The sequence below is a fragment of the Mycobacterium sp. genome, assembly GCF_035314905.1.
Lineage (GTDB): Bacteria > Actinomycetota > Actinomycetes > Mycobacteriales > Mycobacteriaceae > Mycobacterium.
This window is the reverse complement of record NZ_DATFYW010000096.1, coordinates 38,175-49,878: the sequence shown is the minus strand read 5'-3', so window position 1 is coordinate 49,878 and position 11,704 is coordinate 38,175. Positions and strand designations below refer to the sequence as shown.

13 protein-coding genes are annotated in these 11,704 nt (G+C 67.3%); 8 read left to right on the top strand and 5 right to left on the bottom strand.

Annotation, left to right across the window (positions count from 1 at the left end):
• Positions 1-83 precede the first annotated feature (83 nt).
• From VKG81_RS07665 to dnaA, 5 genes are all read right to left on the bottom strand, one after another.
• On the bottom strand, positions 84-644 hold the full coding sequence (locus VKG81_RS07665; protein WP_324395234.1) for a DUF721 family protein: 561 nt from the start codon (positions 642-644) through the stop codon (positions 84-86).
• On the bottom strand, positions 641-1,786 hold the full coding sequence (gene recF / locus VKG81_RS07660; protein WP_324395233.1) for a DNA replication/repair protein RecF: 1,146 nt from the start codon (positions 1,784-1,786) through the stop codon (positions 641-643). Before recF ends, VKG81_RS07665 begins: the two co-directional genes overlap by 4 nt.
• Before the next feature lie 5 nt (positions 1,787-1,791).
• Positions 1,792-2,685: a phosphogluconate dehydrogenase (NAD(+)-dependent, decarboxylating) gene (gnd, locus tag VKG81_RS07655; protein WP_324395232.1), complete on the bottom strand. Its 894-nt coding sequence runs from the start codon at positions 2,683-2,685 to the stop codon at positions 1,792-1,794.
• A 35-nt stretch (positions 2,686-2,720) separates the two neighbouring features.
• Positions 2,721-3,914 (bottom strand): DNA polymerase III subunit beta, encoded by a 1,194-nt coding sequence (dnaN, locus tag VKG81_RS07650; RefSeq protein WP_324395231.1) that lies wholly within the window; start codon positions 3,912-3,914, stop codon positions 2,721-2,723.
• Between the two features lie 485 nt (positions 3,915-4,399).
• A complete protein-coding gene (gene dnaA / locus VKG81_RS07645; protein ID WP_324395230.1) occupies positions 4,400-5,905 on the bottom strand; it encodes a chromosomal replication initiator protein DnaA in 1,506 nt (501 codons plus the stop codon).
• Between the two features lie 556 nt (positions 5,906-6,461).
• On the opposite strand from dnaA, the gene rpmH reads away from it, so the two are divergent.
• From rpmH to VKG81_RS07605, 8 genes are read left to right on the top strand one after another with little or no spacing between them, the layout of a single operon-like run.
• Positions 6,462-6,605 (top strand): 50S ribosomal protein L34, encoded by a 144-nt coding sequence (gene rpmH, locus VKG81_RS07640; protein ID WP_324395229.1) that lies wholly within the window; start codon positions 6,462-6,464, stop codon positions 6,603-6,605.
• 19 nt (positions 6,606-6,624) lie between these two features.
• A complete protein-coding gene (rnpA, locus tag VKG81_RS07635) occupies positions 6,625-7,014 on the top strand; it encodes a ribonuclease P protein component (RefSeq protein ID WP_324395228.1) in 390 nt (129 codons plus the stop codon).
• A complete protein-coding gene (gene yidD, locus VKG81_RS07630; RefSeq protein WP_414685193.1) occupies positions 7,011-7,328 on the top strand; it encodes a membrane protein insertion efficiency factor YidD in 318 nt (105 codons plus the stop codon). The genes rnpA and yidD overlap by 4 nt, the downstream gene beginning before the upstream one ends.
• 43 nt (positions 7,329-7,371) lie before the next feature.
• A complete protein-coding gene (gene yidC, locus VKG81_RS07625) occupies positions 7,372-8,442 on the top strand; it encodes a membrane protein insertase YidC (protein ID WP_414685195.1) in 1,071 nt (356 codons plus the stop codon).
• Positions 8,443-8,476: 34 nt separating this feature from the next.
• Complete coding sequence (locus tag VKG81_RS07620) at positions 8,477-9,013, top strand: protein jag (protein ID WP_324395225.1); 537 nt, start codon at positions 8,477-8,479, stop codon at positions 9,011-9,013.
• A 58-nt stretch (positions 9,014-9,071) separates the two neighbouring features.
• Complete coding sequence (gene rsmG / locus VKG81_RS07615; protein WP_324395224.1) at positions 9,072-9,770, top strand: 16S rRNA (guanine(527)-N(7))-methyltransferase RsmG; 699 nt, start codon at positions 9,072-9,074, stop codon at positions 9,768-9,770.
• A complete protein-coding gene (locus tag VKG81_RS07610) occupies positions 9,767-10,717 on the top strand; it encodes a ParA family protein (protein ID WP_324395223.1) in 951 nt (316 codons plus the stop codon). Before rsmG ends, VKG81_RS07610 begins: the two co-directional genes overlap by 4 nt.
• 4 nt (positions 10,718-10,721) lie before the next feature.
• On the top strand, positions 10,722-11,678 hold the full coding sequence (locus VKG81_RS07605) for a ParB/RepB/Spo0J family partition protein (RefSeq protein ID WP_324395222.1): 957 nt from the start codon (positions 10,722-10,724) through the stop codon (positions 11,676-11,678).
• Positions 11,679-11,704: the final 26 nt, after the last annotated feature.

The following is an 11,704-nucleotide window of genomic DNA, read 5'->3' as shown; positions in this document are numbered from 1 at the left end:
CGTGAGCCTGATTTCTCGGCCGTGGCCGCGTCCTGACGCTTGCGAAAGCGATTCGGCGCATTCTCGCGCCTCTCAGCCGACAATCAGCCGTAGGTGTCGCGGGGCCCGCGGCCGGCGATGTGCAGCGGCCCCTTGTGCCACGACGGAACCGCGGGACCGGTGATCTTCACCGACGTGACGACACCGTCACCGACCGCCGCGGCGATCTTCGCCAAGAGCTGCGCCTGCACCATCCGCAGCTGCGTCGCCCATGCCGTGGACTCCGCGGTGATGCTCAACACACCGTCGCGAAGCGCGGTGGGTGCGGCGTGCGCCGCGATCTGCTCACCGACCACCGAGCCCCACTGCCCGAACACCGAACCCTCGGCCACCCGGGTAGACCAGCCCCGGGTCTTGGCGAGGTCCCGGGCCACCGTCCCGAGCGGCTGCGGATCGCGGGAATCCGGGCCGGGGCCCGACCAACTGCGCCGCCGCGCCGCGCCAGCCACTCGGCGCGGGGTGGGGGAGCGGCGACCCTGCCCGACGTTTCTGCCCTGGCCGCGGGCCGCGCCGCGGGCTTCTTCGAGCGTGCGGCGCACCAAATCCATCCCCCGGTCGCTTCGCTGCGGCCCGCCGGAATCGTTCACCACGTCGTCGTCATTCATGCCTGCACCGTCGAAACACGTCCCCCGTCATCGTCGCGCATACCGACCGTCACCCGGCGCACGTCCCAACCGGCCGGGACGTCATCGCCGACCGCCGCGGTCAGGAGGACCTGCTCCGCGGACTCGGCCACGGCGGCGAGCGCGCGGCGGCGCGCCGAATCCAGTTCGGCGAAGACGTCGTCGAGCAGCAGCACCGGATCGGTGCCTTCGGAACGCAGGAGCTCATAGGCCGCCAACCGCAGTGCGAGCGCCATCGACCACGATTCACCGTGGGAGGCAAATCCTTTCGCCGGCTGATCACCGAGGCGCAATTCCAGATCGTCGCGGTGCGGCCCGACCAAACACACCCCGCGCTCGATCTCGGCATCCCGCCGCCCGGCCAAGGCGTCCAGCAGTGTCGCCTCGAGATACTCGACATCCGGGTCGGAGGGATCCAATTCGACACCGGCCCGGTAACAAACGTCGGCGGGACGTGAGGACGGCGCCAGCAGCTGATAGGCCTTCTCCACCTCGGGCCGCAACTCGGTGACCAACTCGAGGCGCGCGGCAAGCAGCCGCGCACCATGCGCGGCCAGGTGGCCATCCCAGACGTCAAGTGTGTCCAGCAGGGTGCGGTCGGGCCGGCCGCGCTGCCCGGCCGCCGTCTTCAACAGAGCCGCGCGCTGGCGCAGCACACGCTCGTAGTCGGCGCGCACACCGGAAACGGTGGGACGACGCAGCGTCGCCAGTTCGTCGAGATAGCGGCGGCGTTCACCGGGTTCCCCGCGAACCAAGGTCAAATCCTCGGGCGCGAACAGCACCGCCCGCAGCACGCCGAGGACCTCCCGGGCGGCGCGCACCGGCGATCGGTTCAATCGCGCCTTGTTGGCTTTGCCCGCGGTTATCTCCAGGTCGACGGCCAGTTCCCGGCCGTCGTTCACCACGATCGTCGACACCACCGCGCGGGCCGCACCTGCCCGCACCAGCGGCGCGTCCGTCGCCACCCGGTGGGAGCTGAGCGTCGACGAATACCACAGCGCCTCAAGCAGGTTCGTTTTGCCGTAACCGTTGGGTGCGAGGAACACGGTCCGCCCCTGCCGCAGGTCGACATCCACCTGGGCCCACGACCGAAAGTCGCGCAGCCCCAGGTGCCGGACGTACAACGCGCCTACCCCGAGAGGGGGACCCGCTTGACAGCGTGGCCACCGAACTGGTTACGCAATGCGGACACGGCTTTCATCGTAGGGGAGTCGTCCTGCCGGGAAAAGAAGCGCGCAAACAGCGACGCCGCGATCACCGGGACGGGGACGCGATGATGGATCGCCTCCTCGACCGTCCACCGTCCTTCGCCGGAATCCTCGGTGTAGCCGCTGATGTCCTTCAGTCCCGGGTCTTCCCTGAGCGCCTTGGCCAGCAGTTGCTGCAGCCAGGACCGAACCACCGTGCCGTTCGTCCAGGCCTGGATGACCGCCTGCGGATCGTTGATCAGTTCCTCGGCGGCGAGGAGCTCATATCCCTCCGCATAGGACGTCATCAAGCCATACTCGACGCCGTTATGCACCATCTTGGCGTAGTGCCCGGCTCCCACCGGTCCGGCGTGGACGAACCCGAGTTCCCGGGGGCCTGCCGGCCGCAGCGTATCGAAGACCGGCATCGCGCGCTGCACATCGGCGTTGCTGCCGCCGACCATCAAGCCATAACCTTCCTTCAGGCCCCAGATCCCGCCGGACACACCAGCGTCAACGAAGGCGATTCCGTTTTCTCCCAATAGTTTCGCGTGCGGGCGGTCCTCGGTGAACCGCGAGTTGCCACCATCGATGACCAGATCGCCGCGGCCCAGGACGTCGGCGAGCGCGGCGATGGTTTCGTGGGTGACAGGCCCGGACGGCACCATCACCCAGACAATGCGCGGCGGCGCAAGTGCCTGGGCCAGTGCCGCCAGCGAGAGCACGTCGGAAACCTCGGGCCGCGGGTCGTACCCGATCACCTCGTGTCCGCCGTCGCGCAGCCGCTCGCGCATGTTGAAGCCCATCTTGCCCAGACCGACCAAACCGAGCTGCATGTATGCCCTCTCTCGATTTCGGGATCAAGAACCGGTCAGCCAGGCAGCCGCACCGGCATCAACAGATAAACGTAGTCGGTGTGCGTCGCCGGGAACGGCACGGTGGCGGACCCGTCGAGATCCCCGCCCTCGCTCGTCGGACGCAGCACCGCGGGCCGACTCGGGGTGGTGAAACCGAAGGTCACCTTTTCGCTGTGCAACGATCCGAGGCCGTCGGTCAGGTAGGTGGGATTGAACGCAATCGTCAGGGGGTCGCCGGCGAACTCCACCGAAAGGTCCTCTTCGGCGCGTCCCACATCGTCCGCCCCGGCCGACAACCGCAACGAGCCGTCTGCGAACTCCATCCGCACCTGCGCCCCGCGATCGGCGACCAACGCGACGCGTTTGATGGCTTCGGTCAGCTCTCCCACGCCGAGCGTGGCCACCGCGGTGTGCTCGGCGGGCAACAACTGACGAAACTTGGGGAAGTCAGCGTCAAGCAGGCGGGTGGTGCTGCGCTTGCCCTCGCTGCGGATTCCGAGCAGCCCTTCCTTGCCGACCGCCGCACCCGCCCCGAGGGCCAGATGCACATCACCGCCGCCGACGCCCGCCTTCGCGGCCTCGGCCAACGTCTTCGCCGGCACCAGGACGGCGGCCTCCATGTCCGCCGCACCGGTCGACCACGTCAGTTCACGTACCGCCAGCCGGAACCGATCGGTAGCCGCCAAAACCACGGTGTCCCCGGAGATCTCGACGCGGATGCCCGTCAGCATCGGCAACGTGTCGTCCCGGCCGGCCGCCACCGCGACCTGGCCGATGGCCTCTGCAAACACCTCGGCGGAGATCACGCCGGTCTCATCGGGCAACTCGGGCAGCGCGGGGTAGTCCTCCACCGCCATCGTCGGCAGCGAGAACCGCGCACTCCCGCACGTCAATGACACGCGGGTCCCGTCGACGCTCACATCGACAGGCTTGGCCGGCAACGCCCTGGTGATGTCGGATAGGAGCCGACCCGATACCAAAACCTTTCCCGGAGAGGCGATTTCGGCTGGGACCGTCACTTCGGCGGATACTTCGTAGTCGAAGCCCGAGATCGTCAGTCCCGACTCGGTGCCGGCCAGCAGCACCCCCGCCAGCACGGGCACCGTCGGCCGCGTCGGCAGGTTGCGCGCCACCCACGCGACCGCGTCAGCGAAGTCCTCGCGGACCAGCCGGAACTTCAGATCGGTCAGACCTACCGTCGTCGCCACTTCAGTGTCTCTCCCAAATCCCCAAGGCCTTACCTGCGGTTACCGCGGTGTGGAACACCCGTGACCGCCACACGCTCCGACGACCGTAAATGGCCTTCGAAGCACCACCGTAGAGCTTTTGGTGGCTTGATCAAAGCTAATCGACCGGGCTGACAGGCGGGCGGTGCGGATCGGGCCCGGGGGTGTGGAGAAGGCCTTCCACAGGGGCTTCTTCTGAAGGATGTATCCGGAGATATTGGAGCAGTAGTAGTAGGCACTGTGCATGCTGTGGAGTAGTGGTCGTTCTCGCTGGATGGCGATTGTCGGCGAGTGTGCGCATCGTGGGGAAGCGGCGGGACCGGACGGTGAACCCGGTGTGCATCGGCGATGCCTCTGCACCGCGATGTTGGCGGCGGCGCACACCGGTCCACCGATTGTGAACAAGTTATGCACAACCCAAATCGGGCGGGATGAAGGTGCCGGAGGAAGGCGGGGAGGAACACCATTCAGCGCTTGGAACGCTGCCGGATCCGTGTCGTGAGCTCCTTCACGTGATCGAACACCTCACGCCGGTGTGCCATCTCGTTGAGGATCTTCTTCTGGGCGTACATCACGGTGGTGTGATCACGGCCGAACGCCTGGCCGATCTTCGGCAGCGAGAGGTCGGTGAGTTCCCGGCAGAGGTACATCGCGATCTGGCGTGACTGGGCCAGGGCGCGGGTCTTGCCGGGACCGCGAAGTTCCTCGACGGTGGTCCCGAAATATTCGGCGGTGGCGGCCATGATCGTCGCCGTGCTGATCTGCATCGTCCCGACGTCGGAAATGAGGTCGCGCAGGACGATCTCTGCCAGGGCGCGGTCGATCGGGGTCTTGTTGAGCGACGCGAACGCGGTCACCCGGATGAGCGCACCCTCGAGCTCGCGGATGTTGCGCTCGATGGCGGTGGCGATGAGCTCGAGCACCTCGTCGGGTACGTCGAGCCGTTCCACTTGGGCTTTCTTACGTAGGATGGCGATCCGGGTCTCGAGCTCAGGGGGCTGCACGTCGGTGATCAAGCCCCACTCGAACCGGGTGCGCAGCCGGTCTTCGAGGGTGGCCAGCTGCTTGGGTGGTCGGTCCGACGAGATCACGATCTGCTTGTTGGCGTTGTGCAGCGTGTTGAAGGTATGGAAGAACTCCTCCTGGATGCCTTCCTTGCCCTCGATGAACTGGATGTCGTCGACCAGCAGGACGTCGATGTCGCGGTAGCTCCGTTTGAACGCGACCTTGCGGTCGTCGCGCAGAGAGTTGATGAAGTCGTTCGTGAACTCCTCGGTCGAAACGTACTTCACGCGCATGCCGGGGAAGAGCCGCTGCGTGTAGTTCCCGGCCGCGTGCAGGAGGTGGGTTTTTCCGAGCCCGGACTCGCCCCAGATGAACAGCGGGTTGTATGCGCGTGCCGGCGCCTCGGCAATCGCCAGCGCGGCGGCGTGAGCAAACCTGTTGGATGCGCCGATGACGAACGTGTCGAAGGTGTAGCGCTTGTTGAGGCTGATGCCTCCGGACGGGCCCGCGTCGCCGTTCTGAGGTTTGTCGGTGAAGTACGACGGCCAGGATTCCTGCGCGCTGGCCAACGCCTCGCTGTCCTCGTCGATCTCGTCGTTGTCGGGTTCGGAGTTAGCTGGAGATTGGCCGGCCGGGTCGGCGTCGGTTTTATCGGGTGGTGCGATCCGGACCGCGAGTTCGACACGGTGACCGAGCTGACGGCTAAGGGCGTCGACGATGCGCGTGCGGAGATGCCCGCGCTCGATCTCGTTCTGGACGAAGCTGCTGGGAACGGACAACAACGCGAAGCCTTCGGCGATCGTCAACGGTTTGACCAGCGTCAACCAGGCACGTTGTTGGGGTGTGAGGTGGGATGACGAGGAGTCACCGTTGACTCCGGACGGCGACCCGTTGTCGCTGTCGCCGTTGAGTTCGGCGACCACGATGCTCCAGACCTCCGCGAAGGGTGAATCGGGCTCGTCCGTCAACGACGAGTACCCCCTTGTCGTCGGTCCGATGTCGACGAACTGCGCGATCGGCGGCTGTCCACATAGTTATCCACAGGTGTGGACAGGACAGCCGTCACCGTCACGTCGTCGCTCGGCTCGGGTGGGTGGTCGGGCCGCTCAGAGCCGTGACACTTTGTCTGGGTCGGATGCCGACCAGGCACCGTTGCTTTCGTTGTCGCGGCCGTTTCGATGTGAAACGGCATTGGCAGAAGCTAACAGTTTTCGACGCTGCGGGCCAACCGTTCGGCAACATTGGCGGCGGCTTCTTGACAAGAGTTCGGGGGGACGTGACGGTTGTGACGGCAGTGAACGCCGCAGGGCAATCCGGAGGTGGTTTGACCGCGCGAAAATGGGTCAGTACCCTCGAACAGTCGCCCGAAAGTCGGCGATACGGCAGCGAACCGGAAACTGTCCCGGGGTACCGCGCCGGTCAGCGAGCGAGACGAAGAGCTTACCAACGGCCACGGTGTCCATTCGCGTCAGCGAGCGGACAGTGCGGCGGGGCCGGCGGGTGCCAGGACGAGGAGAGACAGCCGTGGCCAAGGGCAAGCGCACCTATCAGCCGAACAACCGCCGGCGGGCCCGCGTGCACGGGTTCCGGCTGCGGATGCGTACCCGGGCCGGCCGCGCCGTCGTGTCGAACCGGCGGCGCAAGGGCCGTCGGTCGCTGACTGCCTGATATCGGCGCGGACAGCGACGTGCTCCCGGCGCAGAACCGGATGACGCGGTCGATGGAGTTCGGCGCGACGGTGAAGCACGGGGCGCGGGCGGTCGAACCCGACATCGTCGTGCACGCGCAACGGGCCGTAGTGGACGGCGGGGTCCCCGGCCCGAGGATCGGACTGGTGGTCTCGAAGGCAAGGATCGGACTGGTGGTCTCGAAGGCAGTGGGGTCCGCGGTGCAGCGTCACCGGGTCGCCCGGCGGCTGCGTCACGCGGCGCGTCTGGTCGTCGACGAACTGGAGGCAGGCGATCGGGTGGTGATCCGCGCGCTGCCGAGCAGCAGGGACGCGATCTCCGCACGCCTGGAGCAGCAGCTGCGCGACGGTTTGATCCGAGCGCGGCTACTGCCGGGGGGAGAGGGATGAAAGCGGCAGTGCAACAAACGACTTCGCGGCCGCTGCGGTTGCCGGTGCGGGTGGTGATCTGGCTGATCGAGCTCTACCGGACCTACGTGTCGCCGCTGCGGCTGCCGACGTGCCGATTCACGCCGACATGCAGCCAATACGCGGTCGATGCGCTGAGCGAGTTCGGCTTGTTGCACGGCGGCCGGCTAGCCGTGCTACGCCTGGTGAAGTGCGGGCCGTGGCATCGGGGAGGATGGGACCCGATACCCGAACGCAAAACTGCCGGCCGCACGTCCGCCGCGGCCGACCATGTCAGGAGCACGTCCCGTGTTTAATTGGTTCAGCCTCGACATCATCTACTACCCGGTGTCGGCGATCATGTGGGGCTGGTACAAGCTCTTCGCGTTCCTTCTGGGGCCGTCGAATTTCTTCGCCTGGGCGCTGGCGGTGATGTTCCTCGTATTCACCTTGCGCGCGATCCTCTACAAGCCATTCGTCCGTCAGATCCGCACGACACGGCAGATGCAGGAACTGCAGCCGCAGATCAAGGCGCTGCAGAAGAAGTACGGCAAGGACCGCCAGCGGATGGCGCTGGAGATGCAGAAACTGCAGCGCGAGCACGGGTTCAATCCGGTCCTGGGATGTTTGCCGATGCTTGCGCAGATCCCGGTATTCATCGGCTTATACCACGTCCTGCGCTCGTTCAACCGGACCACCGGGGGGCTCGGCCAACCGCACCTGTCGGTGGCTCAGAACCGTGCCACCGGGAACTATGTGTTCAGCCCGACCGATGTGGCGCACTTCCTGGACGCGAATTTGTTCGGGGCGCCGATCGGCGCGTACATGACGCAGCGGACCGGTTTGGACGCATTCACCCACTTCGACCGCGCCGCGGTGATAGCGGTGGGCGTGCCGGTGATGATCCTGGCCGGCATCGCGACGTACTTCAACAGCCGTGCGTCCGTCGCACGGCAGAGCCCTGAGGCCGCGGCGAACCCGCAGACCGCGCTGATGAACAAGCTCGCGCTGTACGTGTTTCCGCTCGGCGTGGTGGTCGGCGGCCCGTTCCTGCCGCTGGCGATCATCTTGTACTGGTTCTCGAACAACATCTGGACGTTCGCGCAGCAGCACTACGTGTTCGGGAAGATCGAAAAGGAAGACGAGGCCAAACGAGTCGAGGCGATGGAGCGGCGGGCGGCGAACGCGCCGCCGCCGGGTGCCAAACCTTCGCGGCCGGCGCGCAAGGGCGCATCGGGATCCGCGAACGGCGCCGCGGAACCACCCGGTGGCGACGGGGACAAGGGCGCGGCGCAGACCGACGAGCCGGTGTCAAAGGACGACACGGCGGCGGAGAGCGAAGCGACAAAGCCGAATCCGGGACCGCGCCCCAACGGGGCCGGCAGCCGAGCGCCGCGCCCCGGGGCGCGCCCGAAGAAGCGTAAACGTTAGGCCGGACCACTGGCCGCAGAGGGAGAGGGCAGCGATGACCGACGCCGAAACCACCGAGAGGGCTGAGGAGGCCGCGGACGCGGAAGCGGCGCACAAGACGGAGGATCTGGAGGAGCGACTCGTAGCCGAGGGGGAGATCGCCGGCGACTACCTTGAAGAGCTGTTGGACCTGTTGGACTTCGACGGGGACATCGACCTCGACGTCGAGGGCAACCGGGCCGTCGTGAGCATCGATGGGGGCGAGGACCTGACCAAGCTCGTCGGCCGCCATGGCGAAGTACTCGATGCGCTGCAGGAGCTGACGAGGCTGGCGGTCCATCAGAAGACCGGCGAGCGGAGCAGGCTCATGCTCGACATCGCGAGCTGGCGGCGGCGCCGGCGGGACGAACTGGCCGCGCTCGGGGACAAGGTGGCCCGGCGGGTCCTAGAGACCGGTGAGCGCGAACAGCTCGCGCCGATGACGCCGTTCGAGCGCAAGATCCTGCACGACGCGGTGGCGGCGGTTCGGGGTGTGCGCAGCGAAAGCGAGGGCATGGAGCCGTCACGCCGGGTTGTCGTATTGCTGGACTGAGAGTTACAAGCGTGTAGTTCTGCGGGGGAAAGCCGTCCCGCCTTGGGAGCCGGAGAGGATGTTTCACGTGAAACATGTCGGCTCGGACGCGGCGCCGCGGCTGGTCTTCGGCGAGCGGCTCGACGCGGCGAGGCGCTATGCGGAGCTGCTTGCCGACGCGGGGGTGGAGCGGGGACTGCTCGGGCCGCGCGAGGCGGATCGGCTGTGGGAGCGCCACCTCCTCAACAGCGCGGCCGTGGGCGAGCTGATCGGTGAGGGCGAACGGGTGGTCGACGTCGGCAGCGGCGCGGGGCTCCCCGGCGTGCCGCTCGCCCTGGCGAGACCGGACCTGACGATCACGCTGATCGAGCCGCTGTTGCGCCGCAGCGAGTTCTTGCGGGAGGCTGTCGGTCTGCTCGGCCTGGATGTCACCGTCGTGCGCGGGCGGGCGGAGGACGCCGGCGTGCGCGCCGAGGTGGGGGAGGTCGACGTGGCCGTGTCGCGAGCAGTCGCGCCGCTGGACAGACTCACCACGTGGTGTATGCCACTGGTCCGGCCGGGTGGGCGGATGCTGGCAATCAAGGGGGAGCGGGCGTTCGACGAAGTGGAACAACACCGGCGTGTGATGACCTCGTTGGGCGCCGCCGGTGTCAGGGTGATGAGATGTGGCGTGGACTATTTAGATCCGCCCGCCACGGTCGTCGTCGCGAACCGGAGAACAGGCCCAACGAGACGGACAACAGGGCGACGCCGGGCGGCGAGCAGGAGGCAACCATGAGCCCGACCGAGATGCCGGGCGGGGCCGCGCGGGCCCCCGATGTTTCACGTGAAACATGGGACGCGGGCGAACCGTTCGACACGCCCATCGGTGCGGCAGCGGAACGGGCGATGCACGTTCTTCACACGACGCACCGCCGACTACCCAGGCCCGGCCGCCGCCGGCTGTTCACGATCGCGAACCAGAAGGGCGGCGTCGGGAAGACCACCACCGCGGTGAACCTGGCGGCCGCGTTGGCCATCCAAGGGCTGAAGGCATTGGTGATCGACCTCGACCCGCAGGGCAACGCCAGCACCGCATTGGGGATCGAGCACCGGCTGCCGGGCACCCCGTCCTCGTATGAGGTGTTGCTCGGCGAGATGCCGTTGCGGGAGGCTCTGCGAGAGAGTCCGCACAGCGATCGGCTGTTCTGTATCCCGGCCACGATCGACCTGGCGGGCGCCGAGATCGAACTGGTCAGCATGGTGGCGCGCGAGAATCGCCTGCGGACCGCCCTGGCGGATCTGGACGACTTCGACTTCGACTACGTGTTCATCGACTGTCCGCCGTCGCTCGGCCTCCTGACGATCAACGCGCTCGTCGCGGCGCCCGAGGTGCTGATCCCGATCCAGTGCGAGTACTACGCGCTGGAGGGCGTCTCGCAGCTGATGAGCAACATCGAGATGGTGAAGGCTCACCTGAACCCCCAGTTAAGCGTCTCGACCGTAATCCTGACGATGTACGACGGACGCACCAAGCTCGCCGACCAGGTTGCCGACGAGGTACGCCGTTACTTCGGCGACAAGGTGCTGCGCACGGTCATCCCCCGTAGCGTCAAGGTCTCGGAGGCGCCCGGGTACGGCATGACGATCATTGACTACGACCCGGGATCTCGGGGAGCGATGAGCTATCTCGACGCGAGCCGTGAGCTCGCCGAGCGAGGCCGGGCGACAGCAGGGGAGAGGTGATCCAATGTCCCAACCGACGCGCAGGAAGGGTGGCTTGGGCCGTGGCCTGGCGTCGCTGATTCCGACCGGTCCTACCGACATCGGCCTGGGGCCGCGGTTGGGTGACGCCGCCGCCGATGTCGTGCTGGGCGGACCGCCGCCCACCGGCGCGGCGGACGTCGGCGCCGTGTACCGGGAGATCGACCCGGGACTGATCGACCCGAACCCCCGCCAGCCGCGGCAGGTGTTCGACGAGGAGGCGCTCGCCGAGCTCATCCACTCCATCCGTGAGTTCGGCCTCATGCAGCCCATCGTCGTGCGTGCGGTGGACGGCCGCTACCAACTCGTGATGGGGGAGCGGCGCTGGCGCGCGGCGCAGCAGGTCGGCCTCGCGACGATCCCGGCGATCGTGCGCGAGACCGCCGACAACGCCATGCTCCGCAATGCGCTGCTGGAAAACATCCACCGGGTACAGCTGAACCCATTGGAGGAAGCGGCCGCCTACCAGCAACTGCTCGACGAGTTCGGCGTCACCCACGACGAACTTGCCGCCCGCATCGGCCGGTCGCGTCCGCTCATCACGAACATGATCCGGCTGCTGCGCCTGCCGATCGCGGTGCAGCGGCGGGTGGCCGCCGGCGTGCTCTCGGCCGGGCATGCCCGGGCCCTGCTTGCCCTGGAAGGCGGCCCGGAGGCGCAGGAAGAGCTGGCGGCCCGCATCGTCGCCGAGGGGCTGTCGGTGAGGGCGACCGAGGAGGCCGTCACGTTAGCCAACCGGGATGACCCGACACCCTCGCCCGGCCCGCGCCGCAAACCCATCCAGATGCCCGGACTGCAGGAGATCGCCGAACGCCTGTCCGGCACATTCGACACCCGGGTGACGGTCAGCCTCGGCAAGCGGAAGGGCAAGATCGTCGTGGAATTCGGCTCCCTCGACGACCTCCAGCGAATTGTCGCGCTGATGAACGGCACCGCGAACTGAGAAGCCGGGTCCAGCCACACGGGCGG

Bases quoted from the DNA above. Each gene is read 5' to 3' on its own strand.
- gnd (WP_324395232.1), bottom strand. From the start codon at position 2,685: ATGCAGCTCGGTTTGGTCGGTCTGGGCAAGATGGGCTTCAACATGCGC.
- yidC (WP_414685195.1), top strand. From the start codon at position 7,372: ATGTGGGGCTGGTACAAGCTCTTCGCGTTCCTTCTGGGGCCGTCGAAT.
- VKG81_RS07620 (WP_324395225.1), top strand. From the start codon at position 8,477: ATGACCGACGCCGAAACCACCGAGAGGGCTGAGGAGGCCGCGGACGCG.
- VKG81_RS07665 (WP_324395234.1), bottom strand. From the start codon at position 644: ATGAATGACGACGACGTGGTGAACGATTCCGGCGGGCCGCAGCGAAGC.
- VKG81_RS07610 (WP_324395223.1), top strand. From the start codon at position 9,767: ATGAGCCCGACCGAGATGCCGGGCGGGGCCGCGCGGGCCCCCGATGTT.
- rsmG (WP_324395224.1), top strand. From the start codon at position 9,072: ATGTTTCACGTGAAACATGTCGGCTCGGACGCGGCGCCGCGGCTGGTC.
- VKG81_RS07605 (WP_324395222.1), top strand. From the start codon at position 10,722: ATGTCCCAACCGACGCGCAGGAAGGGTGGCTTGGGCCGTGGCCTGGCG.
- yidD (WP_414685193.1), top strand. From the start codon at position 7,011: ATGAAAGCGGCAGTGCAACAAACGACTTCGCGGCCGCTGCGGTTGCCG.